Below are 20,527 nucleotides of genomic sequence, written 5' to 3' on the forward strand. Positions count from 1 at the left end.
CTCGGGGACGCCCAGCAGGGGCCCGGTTCAGGCGGCGTGCAGCCGGTCGAGCAGCTCGACCAGCGGGCCGGCCACCGAGGGGGCCGCGGCGATCGCCAGGGGCTCGGCGAACGGCCGCCCCGGCAGGCCGGTGACCACCAGCCCAGCCTCGGCCGCCACCAGCGCGCCGGCGGCGTGGTCCCAGGGCTTGAGGTCGAGCTCGTAGTAGGCGTCGACCCGGCCGGCGGCCGCGGCGCACAGGTCGAGCGAGGCACACCCGAACCGGCGGATGTCGCGCACCTCGGGCAGCAGCCGGGCCACGACCGCGCCCTGCGCGCGCCGCTGCTCGACCCGGTAGCCGAACCCGGTGGCCACCAGGGTCCGGTCCAGCGACGGCGGAACGCTGCCGGTCAGCCGGTGGGGCCGCGCCGTCGCCGCCGTGGTCAGGTACGCGCCGCCACCGGCGACGGCGGTGAACAGCTCCCCCGTCGCGACGTTGAGCACCACCCCGGCGCGGACCACCCCGTCGACCTCGGCCGCGATCGAGACGGCGTACGCGGGCAGGCCGTAGAGGAAGTTCACCGTGCCGTCGATCGGATCGACGATCCACCGCACCCCGCTGGTGCCCTCCCGGGCCGCCCCCTCCTCGCCGAGGACGCCGTCGTCCGGGCGGGCGGCCAGCAGGCGGCCGGTGATCAGCTCCTCGGCCGCGGTGTCGACGGAGGTGACGACGTCGGTCGGGCTGGACTTCACGCCGACCTGCTCCGCGGCCGAGGCCCGGTCGCGGGCGATCAGGGCCGCCGCCTCCTCCGCCGTCGCGACAGCCAGGTCGAGCAGGGCGGTGGGGGCCGGAGCCGAGGTCACGCCCCGATCCTGCCTGAGCCGCGCGCCGCTCATGGCGCGGGTCACTACCCTGACCGCGTGCTGGGCTTCGGCGTCGACATCGGTGGCAGTGCGATCAAGGGCGGGCTGGTCGATCTCGACAAGGGTGCGCTCCGGGGCGAGCGGCTGCGCATCGAGACCCCGCAGCCGGCCGTCCCCGGTCCCGTCTACGACGTGGTCGCCCGGATCGTGGACTCCTTCGGCTGGACCGGGCGGATCGGCGTCACGTTCCCCGGCGTCCTCAAGCAGGGCGTCGCCCACACCGCCGCCAACGTCGACCGCAGCTGGCTGGGCACCGACGTCGCCTCGGGGCTGGCCGCACTCGTCCCGGACGGCGTGCAGACCCTCAACGACGCCGACGCCGCGGGGCTGGCCGAGATGCGCTACGGCGCCGGGCGGGACCGCGCGGGCGTCGTCCTCATGCTGACCTTCGGCACCGGGATCGGCAGCGCCCTGTTCACCGACGGCGTCCTGGTGCCCAACACCGAGTTCGGGCACATCCAGGTCGACGGCGAGGACGGCGAGCGGCGCGCGTCCGCGGCGGCCCGGGAGCGGGAGGACCTGAGCTGGCCCGAGTGGGCGCGCCGGGTGGACCGCTACCTCGACGTCCTGGAGGCCTGCCTCTGGCCGGATCTGATCATCGTGGGCGGCGGGGTGAGCAAGAAGGCGCACAAGTGGGTGCCGCTGCTGAGCCCCCGCACGCCGGTGGTCGCGGCCGAGCTGCTCAACGACGCGGGCATCGTCGGCGCCGCGCTCGCCGCCGAGGAGCGCATCGGCCAGTGAGCCGTGACCTCCGTGCCGCTGGTCCACCACGGAGAGTGAGAACGCACCTGGACAGGGGCTTTCCACCCTGCTGAGCGAGCCGGACTGCTGGGAAACGGTGGAATCACTCCGGAGCGTCGTTACAATGGAAAAGCCCCGCCCCGTCGCTCCCCAGCCCGCAGGCATCCCCCACCCGACCGCCGGTCAAACCGGATCCGGTCCGTGGAGAGGTGCCCGCCCTCCGGACGCCGGCCGAGGCCGCTGCCCGGGGACCACACGGCCCCTCGGGGAACGAACCCAGCACGGGAAGGAACCTGAGTGCCCGCCGATCAGCCAGCACCGGAAGCAGCCGCTGCGAGCACCTCGAGTCGCTCCAGGACGGTCGCCGCCGGACCCCGGGCCTCCCGGACCAGCGCACCGGTCACCGCGGGTGAGGCCAAGGCCCCCGCACGCAAGAAGGCCCCGGCGAAGACCACCGCCGCAAAGAGCACGCGCAAGCCGAGCATCGCGCCGTCGCCGGGCGGGAGCGAGGGCGCCGTCCTCACCGCCGTTGCCAACGAGGACTCCGCGGTGGCGGTGATCGACGCGGGCAGCGAGGGGCTCAAGCTCGACGAGACCGTCGTCGCCGGCCCCGACGGGGTCGCCGAGAGCGAGCCGGCGGCCGAGGAGGCCGAGGGCGCCACCGACTTCGAGTGGGACGACGAGGAGGAGTCCGAGGCGCTGCGGCAGGCCCGCAAGGACGCCGAGCTCACCGCCTCGGCCGACTCGGTCCGCGCCTACCTCAAGCAGATCGGCAAGGTCGCGCTGCTCAACGCCGAGGAGGAGGTCGACCTCGCCAAGCGGATCGAGGCCGGGCTCTACGGCGCCGAGCGGCTGCGCCAGGCCGAGGAGGAGGGCCAGAAGCTCTCCCCGCAGATGCGCCGGGACCTCAACTGGATCGTCCGCGACGGCGAGCGCGCCAAGAACCACCTGCTGGAGGCCAACCTCCGCCTCGTGGTCTCCCTCGCCAAGCGCTACACCGGCCGCGGCATGGCCTTCCTGGACCTGATCCAAGAGGGCAACCTGGGCCTGATCCGCGCGGTCGAGAAGTTCGACTACACCAAGGGCTACAAGTTCTCCACCTACGCCACCTGGTGGATCCGGCAGGCCATCACCCGCGCGATGGCCGACCAGGCCCGCACCATCCGCATCCCGGTGCACATGGTCGAGGTCATCAACAAGCTCGGCCGCATCCAGCGCGAGCTGCTCCAGGACCTCGGGCGCGAGCCCACCCCGGAGGAGCTGGCCAAGGAGATGGACATCACCCCGGACAAGGTGCTGGAGATCCAGCAGTACGCCCGGGAGCCGATCAGCCTCGACCAGACCATCGGTGACGAGGGCGACAGCCAGCTCGGCGACTTCATCGAGGACTCCGAGGCGGTCGTCGCCGTCGACGCGGTGAGCTTCACGCTGATGCAGGATCAGCTCACCAGCGTGCTGCAGACGCTCTCGGAGCGGGAGGCCGGCGTGGTCCGGCTGCGCTTCGGCCTCACCGACGGCCAGCCGCGCACGCTGGACGAGATCGGCCAGGTCTACGGCGTGACCCGCGAGCGGATCCGGCAGATCGAGTCCAAGACCATGTCGAAGCTGCGCCACCCCAGCCGGTCCCAGGTGCTGCGCGACTACCTGGACTGAGAAGGAGACCCCCTCGACGACCCCGGCCGGCCCGGCCGGGGTCGTCGTCGTTCCGGGGTCTTCGGGGCGAGGGTTCTGCCGGTCCGGGGCGGGGCGTCACCAGCCGGTTTCCCCGGGCCGGCCATGTCTCGGGAGGGTCACGATCTCACCCCGCGGCGCGAGCGCAGCGGTGTACGCCGTCACCGTCCGGGTAAGCGGCGTAGCGTGGGGGCATCGAGACAGCAGCGGACCCACAGCCGGAACGGACCGGCGACGACACGACCAACCAGACAGAGCAGCACCCGGTGACGTCCCTGCTGGCCCGGACCGACCCGCATCGACGGCACGGATCCGCCGCACTCCGGCGAGTTCGAGCGTCGATCGGCAGGATCGGGAACACAGGGGTCCATCCTGGCGCTGTGCAGGAGGCCGATCCGCAGTCGCGGGTCCGTGCGGTAGAGAGCGAGTGATGACCCAGATGACCCAGACGCTGACGACGACCCCCGCCGCCGACGAGCTGGTCGTGCCCTTCCACTGCGACCGGTGCGGCGCGCTGGCGAAGGTGCGAGTTGTGCTGGCCAACGGCAGCGACCTCGTCTTCTGCGGGCACCACGCCCGCGAGTACGAGGGCAAGTTGCGCGACATCGCCGTCGACATCATCGAGACCGACGGCGAGCAGCGCCCCACCTCCTGAAAGAGGCGCTATCGTCGCGGACAGCGATGAAGCCCTCACCCGACGCCGCCGCCGGCGCCTCCGATCCGCGGGATGCGGACGGGGGGCCGGCGGCTCCGTCGTTTCCGGGGATCCCCGGTCGACGGCCACCCGGAGATCCCCAGATGCCCCAGCCTGCCCCTCACGACCAGACCGTCCGCCTCGAACCCGAGGACCTGTCGGACGACACGCGCCCCGTCCCCCGGGACCGCGGACCGCTCGGGCCCGACGGCTCCGAGCCGGCGATCCCCGTGCCCGCCTCCGGCGACCGCCCGGCGACCGACCCGGCCCCCGATGCCGCACCCCCGGCGAGCGGGCCGGTGGCCGACCCCGAGCCGGAGCCGGCCGCGGACGCGACTTCGGACTCCCCCGCCGCCCCGGCTGCCGCCGACGACGAGGGGCCGACCCAGGACATCCACTTCGCCCCCGGCCAGGCACCGGGACAGCTCCCGCCCCCGCCCGCCGCGGAGGCCACCCCCGCGATGGAGCCCGGCACGACGGGAACTCCCGCGGCGGTGCCCTCGGCCGGCTCCGGGAGCGGCGGGTCGGGCGGCGGTACCGGGGCCGGTGACGCCGGCGTCGAGCCGCCTCGCCGCCCCTGGTGGCGGCGCCCGGCCGTGCTCGCCCCCGTCGCCGCCGTGGCTGTCCTCGCCGCCACCTACGGCGTCGACCTGCTCGTGGCCGGCGGCGAGGTGCCCCGCAACACGATCGTGGCCGGCGTCGACATCGGCGGCTTGTCCCCCGCGGCGGCGGCCGAGCGCCTCGAGGCCGAGCTCGCACCGCGGGTCACGGCCGACCACGTCGTCGTCGCCGGTGACGTCGAGGCCACCCTCTCCCCGGCCACCGCGGGCATCACCCTCGACGTCGACGAGACCGTCGAGGCCGCCGGCGACCAGCCGCTCAACCCGTGGACCCGGCTGACCAGCCTGTTCGGCGACCGGCAGGTCGACCCCGTCATCACCGGCGAGGACACCGCCCTGGCCGCGCAGATCGACGTGATCGCCGAGCAGGTCGACCGGGCCCCGCTCGACGCGACGATCGCCGTCGAGGGGACCTCGGCCCGCGTCGTCGAGCCCGAGGAGGGCCGCACGCTCGACCGCGAGGGCGCCGCCGCCGCGGTCACCGCGGCGCTGGCCTCCGGCGGCGACCCCGCCACCCCCATCGAGCTGCCGGTCGAGTTCACCGATGTGTCGGTGACCACCGAGGAGGCCGAGCGGGTCCTGGCCGAGACGGTCACCCCGGCCCTGGCCGCCCCCGTCACCGTGACCAGCGAGGACGGCGCCCGGTCGGTCGAGATCCCGGAGAGCGCGATCGCCGCCTCGCTGGTCTTCACCCCGCAGGAGGACGGTGTGCTGGCCGTCGCGGTGGACCCGGCCGCGCTGCAGGAGGCGCTGGGCGAGGGCCTGAGCGAGTTCGGCACGCCCGCCGAGGACGCCCGCTTCGAGGTGTCGGGCACGTCGGTCTCCGTCGTCCCCTCGGTCGACGGCACCGGCGTGGACCCGGCGGTGCTGGCCGGCCAGCTGCTCGAGGTGCTGGCCCAGCCAGAGCCGCGCACGGTGACCGCGCAGCTGGGCCCGGTGGAGGCCGAGTTCAGCACCGCGGACGCCGAGGCGCTGGGCATCCGCGAGCAGATCAGCACCTTCACCACGAACTTCAGCAGCGCCGCCAGCGGCACCAACATCCGGGTGGTGGCCCAGGAGGTCGACGGCGCGCTGGTCCGGCCCGGGGAGTCCTTCAGCCTCAACGGCTACACCGGCCCGCGCGGCACCGCCCAGGGCTACGTCGAGGCGGGCGTGATCAACAACGGCGCCTTCACCACGGCGGTCGGCGGCGGCGTCAGCCAGTTCGCCACCACGATGTTCAACGCCGTCTTCTTCGCCGGGCTCGAGGACGTCTACCACAAGCCGCACAGCTTCTACATCAGCCGCTACCCGGCCGGCCGGGAGGCGACGGTGTACTACGACTCGATCGACCTGAAGTGGCGCAACGACAGCGACACCGGCGTCTTCGTCGACACCCAGTGGACGCCGAGCTCGCTGACGGTCAGCTTCTACGGCACCAAGCACTACGACATCGAGTCGATCAGCAGCAACCGGTACAACCTCCGCCAGCCGGTCGTGCAGGAGAAGCCCGACGACGGCAGCTGCCGCCCCCAGGGCGGCTCGACCGGCTTCGACATCACGGTGACCCGGGTGTTCCGCGACCCGGCCAGCGGGGCGGAGGTGCGCCGGGAGGACTTCCAGACCCGCTACGCGGCCGAGCCGGTCATCCGTTGCGTGCCGCCCGCGCCGGAGCCCGTGCCGCCGGCCGGCCCGGAGGGCACCGCACCGGCACCCGCACCCGCACCCGGAGCACGGCGGCCGGGCCGCCGCGGACCGGGCTGAGCCCTCCCCCTCGCGGGTCGCGCCCGGCGGCGGCACCCGCCGCCGGGCCGGGCGGCCCCGGTCAGGCGTGCACACTGGGACGGTGAGCACCGTCCTGCCCGGTGGATCGTCGCCCCCGGCCCCCAGCGGCCGGGACGCCGACCCCGGCACGGACGGCGCCCCCGCCCGGCCCCTGCCCGCCGCCGGGACGCCCCCGCGGCGCAGCCGGGTGGCCCGCTGGCCGGCCCCGCTGCGCGTGCCGCTGCAGGTGCTCGGCCGCACGGTGGCCAAGGCGTGGCAGGACCGCATCCTCGGGTTGTCCGCGGAGGCGGCTTTCTGGCAGATCCTGTCGGTGCCGCCGCTGCTCATCGGGTTGCTCGGGTCCCTGGGCTACCTGGGCACCTTCATCGGTGCGGACTCGGTCACCCGGATCGAGGATCAGCTGGTGAGCGCCTCGGCCGAGGCGCTCACGCCGGACGTCGTCACCTCGCTGGTCGAACCGACCCTGGCCGACATCCTGAGCTCCGGGCGGCTGGACCTGGTCAGCGTCGGCTTCCTGCTCTCGCTGTGGGCCGGTTCGTCCGGGACGGCGACGTTCATGAACACGATCGTCATCGCCTACGGCCAGCGCGACGTCCGCGGCCCCATCGCCACCCGCCTGATGGCCCTGTGGCTGTTCGTCGTGGGCCTGGTGCTGGCGGTGGTCATGCTGCCGCTGCTGGTCCTCGGCCGCGGGGTCCTGGTGTCGCTGCTGCCGACGGACTGGCAGGGCACCGCGACCCTGCTGGTCAACGCGGTGTACTGGCCGGCCGTGCTGGTCGGCCTGCTCCTGGCGCTCACCAGCTTCTACTACGTGGTGCTGCCCTGCCGGCTGCCGTGGCGGCGGCACCTGCCCGGCAGCATCCTGGCCGTCGCCTTCTTCGTCGTCGCCGTGCTGCTGCTGCGCACCTACGTCGCCGACATCCTCACCGCCACCCTGCCCTACGGGGCGCTGGCGACCCCCATCGCGGCACTGCTGTTCTGCTACTTCTTCGGGATGGCGGTACTGCTGGGCGCCGAAATGAACGCCACCGTGCAGGCCCGCTGGCCCACCCCGCGGCGCCGGTACCAGAAGCGACGGCGGCAGCGACGGGCGGCCACAGTCGGGCAGTCCCGGAAGATGGACCCGCTGTGACATCGCGGTCCTCCGGACCTGCCGGGGTCCCTCACTCCTTGCGCAGCTGCTCGTAGACCTCCTTGCAGGCCGGGCACACCGGGCTGCCGGGCTTGGGGCTCTTGGTCACCGGGAAGACCTCACCGCACAAAGCCTCCACCAGGGTGCCCATGACGGCGCTCTCGGCGATCTTGTTCTTGCGGACGTAGTGGAAGACCTCGTTGGCGTTACCCGTGTCGCCCTCGCGGACGTCGGGCTTCTCGAGGAGGTCGGTGCTGCTCACGGGCTGCTCCCTCGTGTCGGGACTGATGCCGGTGGGGGCGGCCGGTCGAGGCAGGCCCGGGCGCGACTCCCCCGCCCCCCATGATGGCAGGGTGTACCGCGACACCCCGCCGCCCTCCGTCCAACTGTCCCCCGAGGTCACCGACGCGCTCGACGCGGGCCTGCCGGTCGTCGCGCTGGAGAGCACGCTGCTCGCCCACGGCCTCCCACGGCCGGACAACCGGGCCGCGGCCGACGAGGTGGAAGCCGCCGTCCGGGCCGGCGGCGCGGTACCCGCGACCATCGCCGTGCTCGACGGCGTCCCGCACGTCGGGCTGACCCCCGCCCAGCTCGACCGGGTGTGCGCCGACCCCGAGCTGGCCAAGCTCGGGGTGCGGGACCTCCCGGTCGCCGCCGCCTTCGGCCTCAGCGGGGCGACGACGGTCTCCAGCACCGCGCTGTTGGCAGCCGGCGCGGGGATCACGGTGTTCGCCACGGGCGGCCTCGGTGGGGTCCACCGGCAGTCGGCGGAGACCTTCGACGAGTCCGCCGACCTGGTCGCGCTGGCCCGCACCTCGCTGGTCGTGGTCTGCGCCGGGGTGAAGTCCATCCTCGACGTGCCGGCAACCCTGGAGCGGCTGGAGTCGTTGTCTGTGACCGTCCTGGGCTACCGCACCCGCACGTTCCCCGGCTTCTACGTCGCCGATTCCGGCTCCCCGCTGGACTGGTCGGTAGACGACGCCGCGCAGGCCGCTGCCGTCTTCGCCGCCCGCCGCGCCCTGGTGCCCGGCGCGGTGGTGGTCGCCAACCCGCTGCCGGCCGAGGAGCAGCTCGACCCCGCCCTGCACGACCGGGTGATCGCGGGGGCGCTCGCCGCCGCCGAGGCGGAAGGGGTCCGCGGCAAGGCGGTCACCCCGTTCGTGCTCGACCACCTGCACCGGGCCAGCGAGGGCGCCACGCTGGCGGTCAACGTCCGGCTGGTGCTCCGCAACGCCGAACTGGCCGGGCGGATCGCCGCAGCTCTGGCCCCGCAGATCGCCGCGTGATCATCGGCGGATGGCTGCGCGACACGCTGACGGCGACCGCCACTCGCCGATGATCACGGCGGAGGCGCCGCGGGTGGTCGTCGTCGGGGACCTGACCACCGACGTGGTGGTGGTCCTCGCCGGGGCGCCGGCCCCGGGCTCGGACCGGCCGGCCGCGATCCGCAGCGGGGGCGGCGGTGCCGGCGCCAACGTCGCGGTCCACCTGGCGCGGCTCGGGACGCCGGTCGTCCTGGCCGGCTGCGTCGGCGAGGACGCCGCCGGCAGCGGGCTGGTCGCCGAGCTCGCCGCCGCCGGGGTGCGGCCCTGGGTGCGCACCGTGGCCGGCGCGTCCACCGGCACGATCGTGAGCCTGGTCGAACCCGGCGGGCAGCGCAGCATGCTGGCCGACCGCGGGGCGAACCTGGCGCTGCGGCCGGACGACGTCCCGGCGCCGGCCCCGGGCGGGCACCTGCACCTGTCCGGCTACACCCTGCTCGACCCCCGGCCGCGGGCAGCGGGGCTGGCCGCCCTGGCCGCGGCCGCGGCGGCCGGCTGCACGATCTCGGTGGACCCGGCGTCCACCAGCCCGCTGGCGCGCTACGGCGTCGAGCGATGGCTGGCGGACACGGCGGCGGCCACGGTGCTGCTGCCCAACGCCGAGGAGGCGCGGCTGCTCACCGGGTGCGCCGACGTCGCCGACGCCGCGCGGGCGCTGGCCGCCCGGTTCCCGGTCGCGGCGGTGACCCTGGGGGCGGACGGCGCGCTGTGGGCGTCCGGGGGGCAGCTGGTGCACCGGCCGGCCCACCCGGCGACCGTCGTGGACACCACGGGCGCCGGCGACGCCTTCACGGCGGGCCTGCTGTCGGTGTGGCTGGCCGATCCGGCGGGCGACCCCGAGTGCGCGCTGGAGGCGGGCCTGGCCCGGGCCGCGGAGGTGGTGGCCCGGACGGGGGCGCGCTAGTACTCGATGACCCGGTCCGGCCGGTCGGGGTTCTCCAGGATCCGGTCCGGGCGCGGGGCGACGTAGCGGTTGACGTGCTGTTTGCTCTTCGGCGGCTCGTCGTTGGCCATCATGACCGCGATCCACGGCAGCACCGTGCCGAGAGCCGCGAAGATCAGCGCCAGCCAGAGCGTCTGATAGAAGACCGCGGCGAGGACCAGGCTGATCGCGCGGACGGCCATGGTGAGCACGTAGCGCCTCTTCCGGGCGGCGTGCAGCTCGGCGCGGCTCGGCGCGGCCTCGGTGATCAGGACCGGCTGCGGCCGGCGGGAACGCGCGGGCTGCTGGCTCGAGGCCACGGGTCGTCCTTCCCTCCGCCGACCGGAGCACCGGTGTTCGGCGGATCCCCTGCGCGGGCTGTGGCGCCCGGCGTCCCTGCGGCGTCCGGGTCCCGGCACAGCCCCGGGTCACCCATCGTGCCACCGGTGGCAGGCCCGTGCCGACGCCTCCGCGCGCCGTTCTCAGGAGTTCGCGGCCGCCTTCACGGCCTGCTTCTTCTCCTGCTTGAACAGGCGCACCTCGGCCAGCGACTCGGGGCCGGTGATGTCGGCGACCGACCGGCGGGAGCCGTCCTCCCCGTACTCCCCCGCCGCCTCCCGCCAGCCGGGCGGCGTCACGCCGTACCGCTTGCCGAGCAGCGCGAGGAAGATCTTCGCCTTCTGCGCGCCGAAGCCGGGCAGCTGACCGATCCGCTTCAGCAGCGTGGCGCCATCCGGGACGTCGGCCCACAGCCCCTCGGCGCGGCCGTCGTAGCGCTCGACGAGGAGCCGGCAGACCGCCTGGGCGCGGGCGGCCATGGACGCCGGGTAGCGGTGGATGGCCGGCGGCCCCTGGAACCAGGCGGCCAGCTGCTCGGGGTCGGCGTCGGCGATGTCCGCGGCCGACAGGGAGTCGACGCCCATCCGGTCGGCCAGCAGGCGGGGGCCGGCGAAGGCGCGCTCCATCGGGAACTGCTGGTCCAGCAGCATGCCAAGAAGCAGCGCGAGCGGGTCGCGCCCGAGCAGCTCGTCGGCCGCGGGGTCCTGGGCGATTGTCACGGTCGGCACGCGGAGATCCTGCCGCACCCTGCGTCGGGAGAGTCCTGGGCGTCCCGCCGTCGTCAGTCGAGTCGCAGCGGCCGCCCGAGCTCGACGACCTTCCTCAGCGAGCCAGGTGGTCGGCGAACCGGTCGGGAGAGCGGCGTCACGCTCGGCTGTGTGGCATTCACCACGTCGGGGGCAAGCAGTTCCGCCACCCCGCGGTCGGCACCCTCGAGCTGATCGACCACACCCTCGACCGGCCACCCGCGGACCACGGGAAGCTGGCCCCGACCATCGCCACCACCGTCCCGGCACACCGTCCGAGGACGCCCTCAAGCTCCTGGCCAGGTGGGCGGCCGCCATCGCGGCCTCGGCCCCGACCCGGCCACCACCGCGACCGACATCGCCTGGCCGGCCGCCCGGGACAGCCGGCGGCTGGGACGTCACCACCTGATCAGCGATGACGCCAGGTCGAGGCAGCGGACGCGGCGAGAGGACCTCATGCCGCGCGTCTCCATCACCGGCCCGGCCGGATGACGCCGTGATGCACAACGCCGGCGTCTACACCGGCCGGACGATCATCCCGTCAACGTCATCGCCGCCTGCAGGACCCGGCGTCGTCGTAGTGGCTATCGGTGCGCTCCCGGCGTCCCTACCTGGAGGAGTCCGGCGATCTCCTGTCAGCCGGCCGTCCTGGCACCCGCAGGGCGAGCGCGAAGTCGACGCTCATCTCCTCCTGCCCGCCGACCAGGCGGTGGCGACGAGCACGTCCAGCACCGCTCGGTAGCTCAGCCCGGCCGCCGCCCACATCTGCGGGTACTGGGAGGAAGCGGTCATCCCGGGCATCGTGTTCACCTCGTTGACCACCGGCTCCTCGCCGGGGCGGACGAAGAAGTCCACCCGCATCAGCCCATGTCCGCCCAGTGCCGTGAACACCTGCCGCGCCCGTTCCTGCAGCAGCGCGGTCGTGACCTGGTCCAGCGCGGCGGGCACCCGGAACGGAGGCCGGGCCGATGCGTACTTGTGGGCGCCGTCGAAGAAGTCGCCGTCCGGCAGCACGATCTCGAGGGGCGGGCCGGCCACCACCTCGCCGTCCGGGTGCTGCAACAGGCCGACGTCGACCTCCCGGCCCGGGACGGCGGCCTCCACGAGCACCGTGCCGTCGACCGCCCGCGCCCGGGCCACGGCCGCAGGCAGGTCGGCCTCGTCGGTCACCCGGGAGACCCCGATGCTCGAGCCGGCGCGGGCAGGCTTCACGAAGACCGGCAGCCCGAGCCGGGCCCGCTCCGCCCGGTCCGGCGCCGGCCGGTCCGGGCTGAGGGTCACCCCGGGGGCGATCCGCAACCCGCACGCCTGCAGCACCGCCTTGGTGACCGCCTTGTCCAGGCCCACGGCGCTCGCCGCCACACCGCAACCGACGTAGGGCAGGCCGATCGTCTCCAGCAGGCCCTGGACCGTGCCGTCCTCGCCGGCGCTGCCGTGCAGCACGGGGAACACCACGTCAACGCCGGCCAGCGCCGCGGCGATCTCCGCGAGGGTCCCGCCCGGGCTGCCGGCCGGCCGCTCCGCGGGGCAGGCCGCGCCGGGGGTCGCCCCGCCGTCGGCGTAGACCAGCCACCGCCCGGCGGGCGTGATCTCCACCGGCCGCACCTCGTACCGGGCGCGGTCCAGGTGGGCGAGCACGCCTGCGGCGGAGGCGCGGGAGACGGTGTGCTCCGGGCTCTGCCCGCCGAAGAGCACCGCCACCCGCAGCCGTCGGCTCAACGCTGCGCCGCCCGGGTGTAGCGGCGCACCACGCGCCGCCCGAGGCCGGTGAAGACCTGCTGCACCGGGCAGCCGGCCCATGCGGCCCACTCGGCCGCGGTCGGCTCGCCGCGGGTCCCCGGCCCGAACAGGACGACCTCGTCCCCGACCTGCCCGGGGCCGTCGGCGAGGTCGACGACGAACTGGTCCATCGCCACCCGCCCGGCCACCCGGGCCCGGCGCCCGCCGATCCAGACCTCGGCGCGGTGGCTGGTCGTCGTCGGCACCCCGTCTGCGTAGCCCACCGGGACGAGCAGGAGGCGGCCGTCCTGCGGGGCGCGGTACTCGTGGCCGTAGGAGACGCCCGCGCCACGGCGGACGGACTTGGCGAGGACCGCGCGGGCGCGGAAGGTCATCGCCGGACGCAGGCCGCTGACCCGGCCGGGCACCGGCTCGACCCCGTAGAGGCCGAGCCCGGCGCGGACCAGGTCGAAGCGGGTCCACGGCGCGTGCAGGGCGGCGGCGGAGTTGGCCATGTGGCGCAGCGATGCCTGCACCCCCTCGGCGCCGGCGAGGTCCACGGCCCATTGGAAGACGCCGAGCTGGGTGTCGACCAGCGGATCGTCCGGGTGGTCGGCCGCGGCCAGGTGCGACCAGATGCCCTCGACGACGACGGTACCGCGGGCCGCGTACTGGGCCGCCGTCCGAACCAGGCCCAGCCAGTCCGCCGGTGAGCAGCCGTTGCGGTGCAGCCCGGTGTCGACCTTCAGGTGGATCACGGCGGGCACGCCGGCCGCCGCGGCGGCCCGGGCGACGGCGTGCAGGTGCGGCAGCGACGGCACGGAGAGGGCCACCCCGGTCTGCACGGCGGGCAGCACGTCCTCGTCGGCGCCGTACAGCCAGGTCAGGACGGGCGCGTCGATACCGTCCGCGCGCAGGTGCAGCGCCTCGGCCAGCGTGGCGACGCCCAGCCAGGTCGCACCGCCGGCCAGGGCGGCCCGGGCCACCGGCACCGCGCCGTGGCCGAACGCGTCGGCCTTCACCACGGCCATCACCGGCACGCCGGCGATGCGCCGGAGGACGCCGGCGTTGTGCGCGATCGCACCGAGGTCCACCTCGACCTCGGCGAGCGGAGGGGCGGCGGACGCGGTACAGGGGCGGGTGCCTGCGCTCGGGCGGGCCGTGATCGCGGTCATGACCGACAGCCTCGGGGCCGCGTGTCACCGGCCGACTCGTGCGCTGTCACGGATCCGCGACAGCTCTGTCACCGTTCGATACGGGCGGACGGCGCCCGCCGCTCACCTGCCAGACTCGCCCGGCCACGTTCCGGACCCGGAGGTTGATCGACGCATGAGCCGGCTGCTGCTGGTGGAGGACGACGCGGCGCTGGCAGAGGCGCTGCAGCTCGCACTCTCCGGGCTCGGGCACGACCTCGTGCTCGCCGGATCGGGGGAGGCCGCCGTCGACCTGGCCCTCGGGGACGAGCCGGTCGACCTGGTGCTGCTCGACGTCATGCTCCCCGGCATCGACGGCTTCGAGGCCTGCCGGCGGATCAGCACGGCATCGACGACGCCGATCATCCTGCTCACCGCCCGCGGGGACGCCGTCGACACCATCGTCGGCCTCGAGTGCGGCGCCGACGATTACATCGTCAAGCCCGCCGAGCCGCGGCTCATCGACGCGCGGGTCAAGGCGGTGCTGCGCCGGTCGAGCAGGCGGCCGGCGGAGCCGGCCCGGCGGCACGTCCTGGGCCGCGTCGAGCTGGACGAGACGGCGATGGTGGTCACCCGGGACGGGCGGGAGCTCTCGCTCACCCCGACCGAGCTGCGGCTGCTGGTCGAGTTCGCCCGGCACCCCGGTCAGGTGCTCAGCCGGCAGGTGCTGCTCGACCGGGTCTGGGAGTACGGCTACCTGGGTGATTCGCGGCTGGTCGACGCCTGCGTGCAACGACTGCGCGCCAAGGTTGAGCCGGACCCGGCCAACCCCACTCTCATCCGCACCGTCCGCGGCATCGGCTACCGACTCGCGCCCGCGTGAACGGCCAGGGGCCTCGGCGGCGGTTCACGGGGCTGCGCGGCCGGATCACCGCCACCGTCGTCCTGTGCGTCCTGACCGCGACCGTGATCGTCTCGACGGCGACGTACCTGCTCCAGGACCGCCACTCGCGCGAGCGGTTCGGCAACGCCGCGCTCCTGGCCACCCGGTCCGACGGCGCCCAGGCCGCTGCCCTGGCCGGAGGGACGGTCAACCCGGTCAAGGAGGTGATCGCATACCTGGCCGGACGCCAGGGTGTGGAGTGGATGGTCGTCGACCTCTCCGGGCCGGAGCCGGTCCGCTGGTACAGCGATCGCATCCCCGCGGAGCTGGTGGACCCGCGGCGCACGGACGTCCTGCGCACCCGCGGCGATCCGGTGCGCGTCCAGGCGGGCGAGCGCACGTTCCTGGCCGTACTGTCCGATGCGGGACCCGGGATCGAGATCGTCGAGTTCTACGACCTGCGGCCTCTGGAGGTCGAGCTCACGCAGCTGCGCCGGAACACGGTCCTGGTCGGCCTGCCCGTCCTGCTGTGCACCGCCGTCCTCGGCGCCGTGATCGCCGGCCGCATCGCCCGGCCGATCGAGCGGGCCAGCGCCGCCGCCCGCCGCATGGGGGCCGGCGACCTCTCGCCCCGGCTTCCCGACGCCGGCAGGGACGAACTGGCCGAACTCGGCTCGGCGATGAACGAGATGGCCGGCGAACTGGACCGCACGCTCACCGAGTTGCGGCGCATGGACACCCAGCATCGGCGGTTCACCGCCGACGTGGCACACGAACTGCGCACCCCGCTCGCTTCGCTGGTGGCCGCGGCGGACAGCCTCGACGTCGAGGACCCCACCGTCCGGCACCGAGCAGCGGTACTGCTCCGCCAGCAGACGCGGCGGCTGGCCACGCTGGTCGAGGACCTGCTCGAGGTCTCCCGGTTCGACGCCGGCGCCGCCGTCGCCGACCGCTGCGCGGTCGACCTCGGGGCGCTGGCCGCCGAGGTGGCGGCGACCTGCGAGCGCCCGGCCGACGTCCGCGTCACCGTGGTCGGCGATCCGGTGCTCCAGGCCGATCCCCGGAGACTGCACGCCGTGCTGCGCAACCTCGTGGCCAACGGCCTGGCCCACGGGGCGCCGCCGGTGCTGGTCGAGGTGCGCGGGCGGGCGGACACCGTCGAGGTGGTCGTCTCCGACCACGGCGACGGCGTACCGGCCGGCCTGGAGGCGTTGCTGTTCGACCGGTTCGTCCGGGGGGACCCTGCCCGGGGCAGCGGCGGCAGCGGCGGCAGCGGCCTGGGGCTGGCCATTGCGCGCTCGAACGCCGAACTGCACGGTGGGTCCCTGCGACTCCGCCCGGGCGCGGGCCGCGGGGCGAGCTTCGAGCTGGCGCTGCCCCGCGGCTGAGGCCCGGGCGTCGTCGGCCGCGGGCGCCCGGTACTGGTCGAAGTCAGGACCCTGCTGTCCGCTCCGGCAGGGACATGTCCTGGCCGTTCACGGTGCGTTCAGCTGCTTCGTCGACGAAGGTGCTGGTCCAGCATCATCCCAAGAAGTAGGGCGAGCGGGTCGCGGCCCAGCAGTCGTCGGCGCGCGGGTCCTGGGCGAGGCGGAGGGGCGGCACGACGGAGATCGTGCCGTATCGCCGCTGGGAGATGACATCGACGGGGCGGCATGGTGGACGTCGCGGTCGGCACCGGACACCCTGGACCTCACGCGGAACGCCTGCCGCGCGTTCACTGCGCATGAGCACACAGACCACGGCCGGCCCGGCCCTCCCGGCAGTCGCTGCGCCCCGCCGGCACCGGGTGATCGCCTCGCCGCTGGGCGAGCTGACCCTGGTCGGCGAGGCCGACGCCCTGGCCGGGGTGTACTTCGCCCAGCACCGGGGCCGTCCCGGCACCGCGGCCCTCGGCCCGCGCGATGACACGATCCTCGACGAGGCGGCCACCCAGCTCGGTGAGTACTTCGCCGGTGTCCGCACACGGTTCGACCTGGCGGTACGAGCCGACGGCTCCCCCTTCGACCTGGCCGTGTGGGAGCTGCTGACGCACATCCCGGCCGGGGAGACCCGCAGCTACGGCCAGCTCGCCCGCCAACTGGGAGACCCCGCGCTGGCGCAGGAGGTCGGCGCGGCCAACGCCCGCAACCCGCTGTGCATCGTGGTGCCCTGCCACCGGGTCATCGGCAGCGACGGGCGGCTGGTCGGCTACGCCGGCGGCCTGCGGCGCAAGCGCGCGCTGCTGGACCACGAGCGCCACGCGGCCGGCGGCAACGGGTCGCTGTTCTGACCGCTTCGGACGTTCCGGCCCGGCCGGGACCGGGACGTCCGATGACCGCCAGCCATCCCGCCCGCCACCCGTTGGGATCGAGCCGTGACCAGTGCGCCCCGCCCCGCCCCACCCCCGCGGCCGGCTGCCGACCGCCCCGGCGCGGACGCCCCGCGGCCGCCGTTCGACCAGCTGATCAGCGACCACGGCGCCGTCGTGCTGCGGGTCTGCCGGGCGGTCTGCGGCCCCATCGAGGCCGACGACGCCTGGCAGGAGACCTTCCTGTCCGCGCTGGAGGCCTATCCACGGCTGGCTCCCTGCAGTGATCCGCGGGGTTGGCTGATCACCATCGCCCACCGCAAGGCGATCGACCAGCACCGCCGGGCCCAGCGCATCCCCGAACCCCGCGCCGAGCTGCCCGACATCCCCACCGGTCACGGGATCCCCGGCGACGACCGCCGCCAGCAGGCCGCCGACCTGTGGGCCGCCGTCGCCACCCTGCCGTTCAAGCAGCGGGCCGCCGTTGCCTACCACCATCTCGCCGGGCTGCCCTACGCCGCCGTCGGCGAGCTGATCGGCTGCAGCGAGCCGGCTGCCCGGCGCAGCGCCGCCGACGGCGTCGCCGCGCTGCGCGCCCGCTACCGAGGAGCCCTCGCATGACCGACCTGTTCGCCGACCTGCCCGCCGAGGCCACCGGCCCGCTGCGGGCCCGGCTCGCCGCGGCCGCGGCGCAGCGCGGACTGCTCGACGTCGCCTACCGCACCCTGGACTCCCCCCTGGGCAGCCTGCTGCTCGCCGCCACCCCGGCCGGGCTGGTCACCATCGCCTACGCGGTCCAGGACCACGACGCCGTGCTGGCCAGCCTCGCCACCCGGATCAGTCCCCGCGTGATCCGCACCGGACTCGGGCTCGACGAGACCGCCCGGCAGATCGACGAGTACTTCGCCGGTCGCCGGCACACCTTCGATACGCCGATCGACCTGCAGTTGGCCCGTGGCTTCCGCCGCACCGTGCTGCAGCACCTGCGCCAGGTCGGCTACGGCACCACCACCAGCTACGCCGGCCTGGCCGCGGCGGCCGGCAGCCCGAACGCGGTCCGCGCCGTCGGCACCGCCTGCGCGACCAACCCGCTGCCCATCGTGCTGCCCTGCCACCGCGTGATCCGCAGCGACGGCTCCCCGGGCCACTACGTCGGCGGCGACGCCGCGAAGACCGCCCTGCTCGCCCTCGAAACCAGCCAGGAGACCCGATGACCACCGCATGCCCGAAGACGACCACCGCATTCCCGAGCGCACGGCCCAGCCAGGAGCACGCGGGTGCGCCGCTCGCCACGCGCGTCGACGACCTCGGCTGGCCGGCGCTGACCGCCCAGCTCGACGAGACCGGCGCGGCCCTGTCCGGTCCGCTGCTGACCCCGCAGGAGTGCCGGGAGATCGCCGGGCTCTACGACGACGTCACCTGCTTCCGCAGCACCGTCGACATGGCAAGGCTGCGCTTCGGCGCCGGCCAGTACCGCTACTTCGCCCATCCGCTGCCCGAGGCCGTCACCGCACTGCGCTCGGCGTTCTACCAGCGCCTGCTCCCCGTCGCCCGCGTCTGGGCCGACCGGCTGCGTTGGCCGATGACCTGGCCGGACACCCTCGACGAGTGGCTGGACCGCTGCCACGCCGCCGGGCAGACCAAGCCCACCCCGATCCTGCTGCGCTACGGCCCCGGCGACTGGAACGCCCTGCACCGCGACCTCTACGGCGACCTGGTCTTCCCCCTGCAGGTCGTCGTCGGCCTGACCGCGCCCGGCACCGATCACACCGGAGGAGAGTTCCTCATGGCCGAACAACGCCCCCGAGCCCAGTCACGCGGCTACGCCACCGTCCTCGGCCAGGGCCAGGCGCTGATCTTCACCACCCGCGAGCGGCCGGTCCGCTCCGCCCGCGGTTGGTCGGCCGCACCCGTCCGGCACGGGGTCAGCACCATCCACACGGGCCGCCGGCACGCCCTCGGCCTCGTCCTGCACGACGCCACCTGAGCGGCCACCTGACCGATCCCCGTGACCAGCCCTTCGAGCACGCCGCGTCACACCTGGCGCCTCATGGGCGCCGATGGCCGGCTCCACGAGAGCCCCACCCCCGGCACCCTCGGGGGACACCGCCGCCAGCGCATCTACGGCCGCCTCGACTGCCCCGCCGCACTGCGCGCACTGGCCCGCGGCGGCTACCGCTCCCGCCGGGTCTTCTTCGCCGACGAGCCGGCGGCCGTCGCCGCCGGCTACCGCCCCTGCGCCACCTGTCTGCCTGACGCCTACCGCAACTGGAGGGCAACCCCTGCGGTCGTTCATGAACAGGACCAGGCCCCCCCACCCCGACGGGGTTCGTCCCGCAGGTCGTGACGCCGGAAGCCACCTGCTGTTCCTGTCGGCAGGTGCTGGTCGACGCGTCTGCCGAGGACCTGGCGGGCAGAGGTCAGCAGCGCTCAACACCCGTCCCCACTGCTTCGTTCACGCATGTGCTGGTCGAGCAGCAGCGCGAGCGGGTCGCGGCTCAGCAGCTCGTCGGCGGCGGTGTCCTGGGCGATGTGGAGTGTCGGCACCCACAGAATGTTGCCGCACACCGATTCGGGCGCATCGGTTCCGGCCGGCAGAAGGGCACACGCTCGGTCGGCACGGTTGGGCGACGTCCAGAGCTCAGGGCCGGGGCAGGACGGTCAGGACCCGGACGACGTGATCACGGAATTCCTGCATGTAGTCCTTCAGGAACTGCGCCGTCGTCTCGTCGATGACTTCGCCGTCGTCCTTGAACCGCTCCGGCGAGTACGTGATGTACGCCTCCGGCGAGGTCATCTGACGGGCGTTGCAGAAGCTGAGCACCGCGCGCAGGGACTGTTGCGCCACGGCCGTGCCGATCGCCCCGACCGAGGCCCCGATGACGCCGGCCGGGATGTGGTGGAAGGAGTTCTGCCCCCATGGGCGCGATGCCCAGTCGATGGCGTTCTTCAGCGCGCCGGGGATCGAGCGGTTGTACTCGGGAGTCACGAAGAGCACGGCGTCCGACCGCGAGATGGCCTCCTTGAGCCCTCTCGCCTCCGGCGGGAAATCGGTGTCGTAGTCCTGGCTGTACAGGGGCAGATGGCCGATGGGGATCTCGGTGAACTCCAGATCGCTCGGAGCCAGCCGGATCAACGCCTGGGACAGGATCCGGTTGATCGAGGTGGACGACAGGCTTCCGATGAAGTAGCCGACCTGGTAGCGCCTCGTGGGCTCAGCCATCTGTCTCCTCCATCGCCGTCGGCTCGGTCCTGTCACGAAGCCTGATCGGCGTGCCAGCAGTCACGGCGGAAGGGGTGCCCGGCAGCTCAGGTGCCCCCGGCAGTCCGGGGCGCCGACGCCCGTGGCGTGGTGCGCTAGCGCCCCCGAAGGGATGCGAGGAGCGTAGCGGTCCATCCGCCGGTCAGTGCAACATGACCGGCGGCGCCCCGGAGGCCGGACCGCAGAGGTTCACACGACTGCGATCGCAGGTGCCGGGGGTGACCGCACAGGTCCTCACCGCCTCCCTGCGTGGACTCGAACGCGACGGCATCGTCATCCGTCGGGAGCACCCCGCCGTACCGCCGCACGTCGGGTGCGACATCACCGAACTGGGGGCGAGCTGCCATCGTCCTCGCGTCGACCGCGTGGCTGCGGATGAGCCAGAGGGT

21 protein-coding genes and 1 pseudogene are annotated in these 20,527 nt (G+C 74.4%); 15 read left to right on the top strand and 7 right to left on the bottom strand.

The genetic code is table 11. The annotated features are described in order from the left end of the window. Positions 1–27: 27 nt before the first annotated feature. Entirely contained in the window at positions 28–843 is an 816-nt protein-coding gene (locus BMZ50_RS11925) for an inositol monophosphatase family protein (RefSeq protein WP_245753590.1), read from the bottom strand. A 57-nt stretch (positions 844–900) separates the two neighbouring features. Between BMZ50_RS11925 and ppgK the strand changes: the two genes are divergently transcribed. The 5 genes from ppgK to BMZ50_RS11950 all read left to right on the top strand — a co-directional run bounded on the left by ppgK (position 901) and on the right by BMZ50_RS11950 (position 7,525). Then, positions 901–1,644, top strand: coding sequence for a polyphosphate--glucose phosphotransferase (gene ppgK, locus BMZ50_RS11930; RefSeq protein ID WP_091324597.1), 744 nt, complete (start codon positions 901–903; stop codon positions 1,642–1,644). A 297-nt stretch (positions 1,645–1,941) separates the two neighbouring features. Beyond that, positions 1,942–3,297 carry an RNA polymerase sigma factor gene (locus BMZ50_RS11935; protein ID WP_091324600.1) on the top strand — a complete coding sequence of 452 codons (1,356 nt, stop codon included), beginning with the start codon at positions 1,942–1,944 and terminating at the stop codon, positions 3,295–3,297. Between the two features lie 448 nt (positions 3,298–3,745). Next, positions 3,746–3,970: a DUF7455 domain-containing protein gene (locus tag BMZ50_RS11940; protein ID WP_091324826.1), complete on the top strand. Its 225-nt coding sequence runs from the start codon at positions 3,746–3,748 to the stop codon at positions 3,968–3,970. Positions 3,971–4,113: 143 nt separating this feature from the next. Next, entirely contained in the window at positions 4,114–6,372 is a 2,259-nt protein-coding gene (locus BMZ50_RS11945) for a VanW family protein (protein WP_091324602.1), read from the top strand. A gap of 82 nt (positions 6,373–6,454) precedes the next feature. Beyond that, the gene (locus BMZ50_RS11950; RefSeq protein ID WP_091324605.1) at positions 6,455–7,525 is read left to right on the top strand and encodes a YihY/virulence factor BrkB family protein; all 1,071 of its coding nucleotides are present in this window, start codon (positions 6,455–6,457) and stop codon (positions 7,523–7,525) included. Positions 7,526–7,556: 31 nt separating this feature from the next. Here BMZ50_RS11950 and BMZ50_RS11955 read toward each other — a convergent pair whose 3' ends face one another. Continuing rightward, a complete protein-coding gene (locus BMZ50_RS11955; protein ID WP_091324607.1) occupies positions 7,557–7,787 on the bottom strand; it encodes a DUF3039 domain-containing protein in 231 nt (76 codons plus the stop codon). A 91-nt stretch (positions 7,788–7,878) separates the two neighbouring features. Here BMZ50_RS11955 and BMZ50_RS11960 point away from each other — a divergent pair, with 91 nt between their 5' ends. After that, positions 7,879–8,811 (top strand): pseudouridine-5'-phosphate glycosidase, encoded by a 933-nt coding sequence (locus BMZ50_RS11960; protein WP_245753592.1) that lies wholly within the window; start codon positions 7,879–7,881, stop codon positions 8,809–8,811. Between the two features lie 10 nt (positions 8,812–8,821). Then, positions 8,822–9,751 (top strand): carbohydrate kinase family protein, encoded by a 930-nt coding sequence (locus tag BMZ50_RS11965; RefSeq protein WP_245753593.1) that lies wholly within the window; start codon positions 8,822–8,824, stop codon positions 9,749–9,751. On the opposite strand, the gene BMZ50_RS11970 is transcribed toward BMZ50_RS11965, so the two are convergent. From BMZ50_RS11970 to alr, 4 genes are all read right to left on the bottom strand, one after another. After that, the gene (locus BMZ50_RS11970) at positions 9,748–10,089 is read right to left on the bottom strand and encodes a DUF3099 domain-containing protein (RefSeq protein WP_091324612.1); all 342 of its coding nucleotides are present in this window, start codon (positions 10,087–10,089) and stop codon (positions 9,748–9,750) included. The two genes, BMZ50_RS11965 and BMZ50_RS11970, sit on opposite strands and share 4 nt — an antisense overlap. Positions 10,090–10,251: 162 nt before the next feature. Beyond that, positions 10,252–10,836 (bottom strand): HhH-GPD-type base excision DNA repair protein, encoded by a 585-nt coding sequence (locus tag BMZ50_RS11975; RefSeq protein ID WP_091324614.1) that lies wholly within the window; start codon positions 10,834–10,836, stop codon positions 10,252–10,254. A 699-nt stretch (positions 10,837–11,535) separates the two neighbouring features. Continuing rightward, positions 11,536–12,573 carry a D-alanine--D-alanine ligase family protein gene (locus tag BMZ50_RS11985; protein WP_245753595.1) on the bottom strand — a complete coding sequence of 346 codons (1,038 nt, stop codon included), beginning with the start codon at positions 12,571–12,573 and terminating at the stop codon, positions 11,536–11,538. Continuing rightward, entirely contained in the window at positions 12,570–13,748 is a 1,179-nt protein-coding gene (gene alr, locus BMZ50_RS11990) for an alanine racemase (protein ID WP_091324620.1), read from the bottom strand. The genes BMZ50_RS11985 and alr overlap by 4 nt, the downstream gene beginning before the upstream one ends. A gap of 154 nt (positions 13,749–13,902) precedes the next feature. On the opposite strand from alr, the gene BMZ50_RS11995 reads away from it, so the two are divergent. The 7 genes from BMZ50_RS11995 to BMZ50_RS12025 all read left to right on the top strand — a co-directional run bounded on the left by BMZ50_RS11995 (position 13,903) and on the right by BMZ50_RS12025 (position 19,223). After that, the gene (locus tag BMZ50_RS11995) at positions 13,903–14,589 is read left to right on the top strand and encodes a winged helix-turn-helix domain-containing protein (RefSeq protein ID WP_091324622.1); all 687 of its coding nucleotides are present in this window, start codon (positions 13,903–13,905) and stop codon (positions 14,587–14,589) included. Beyond that, positions 14,586–15,977: a sensor histidine kinase gene (locus tag BMZ50_RS12000; protein WP_091324623.1), complete on the top strand. Its 1,392-nt coding sequence runs from the start codon at positions 14,586–14,588 to the stop codon at positions 15,975–15,977. The genes BMZ50_RS11995 and BMZ50_RS12000 overlap by 4 nt, the downstream gene beginning before the upstream one ends. A gap of 335 nt (positions 15,978–16,312) precedes the next feature. Beyond that, the gene (locus BMZ50_RS12005; RefSeq protein WP_091324625.1) at positions 16,313–16,858 is read left to right on the top strand and encodes a methylated-DNA--[protein]-cysteine S-methyltransferase; all 546 of its coding nucleotides are present in this window, start codon (positions 16,313–16,315) and stop codon (positions 16,856–16,858) included. 84 nt (positions 16,859–16,942) lie between these two features. Next, entirely contained in the window at positions 16,943–17,497 is a 555-nt protein-coding gene (locus tag BMZ50_RS12010) for an RNA polymerase sigma factor (RefSeq protein WP_091324627.1), read from the top strand. Beyond that, positions 17,494–18,090, top strand: coding sequence for a methylated-DNA--[protein]-cysteine S-methyltransferase (locus BMZ50_RS12015; RefSeq protein ID WP_091324629.1), 597 nt, complete (start codon positions 17,494–17,496; stop codon positions 18,088–18,090). The genes BMZ50_RS12010 and BMZ50_RS12015 overlap by 4 nt, the downstream gene beginning before the upstream one ends. After that, on the top strand, positions 18,087–18,863 hold the full coding sequence (locus BMZ50_RS12020; RefSeq protein ID WP_091324631.1) for a 2OG-Fe(II) oxygenase: 777 nt from the start codon (positions 18,087–18,089) through the stop codon (positions 18,861–18,863). The genes BMZ50_RS12015 and BMZ50_RS12020 overlap by 4 nt, the downstream gene beginning before the upstream one ends. Positions 18,864–18,926: 63 nt before the next feature. After that, positions 18,927–19,223, top strand: a complete 297-nt coding sequence (locus tag BMZ50_RS12025; protein ID WP_091324634.1) for an Ada metal-binding domain-containing protein — start codon at positions 18,927–18,929, stop codon at positions 19,221–19,223. Between the two features lie 294 nt (positions 19,224–19,517). Here the strand turns inward: BMZ50_RS12025 and BMZ50_RS12030 are convergent, their stop codons facing one another. Next, on the bottom strand, positions 19,518–20,099 hold the full coding sequence (locus tag BMZ50_RS12030; protein ID WP_091324636.1) for an NADPH-dependent FMN reductase: 582 nt from the start codon (positions 20,097–20,099) through the stop codon (positions 19,518–19,520). A gap of 191 nt (positions 20,100–20,290) precedes the next feature. Between BMZ50_RS12030 and BMZ50_RS25260 the strand changes: the two are divergent. Then, positions 20,291–20,467, top strand: a pseudogene (locus BMZ50_RS25260) (winged helix-turn-helix transcriptional regulator); the annotation flags it as partial. Positions 20,468–20,527: the final 60 nt, after the last annotated feature.

It is taken from the genome of Geodermatophilus ruber, from assembly GCF_900114385.1.
Taxonomy (GTDB): Bacteria; Actinomycetota; Actinomycetes; order Mycobacteriales; family Geodermatophilaceae; genus Geodermatophilus; species Geodermatophilus ruber.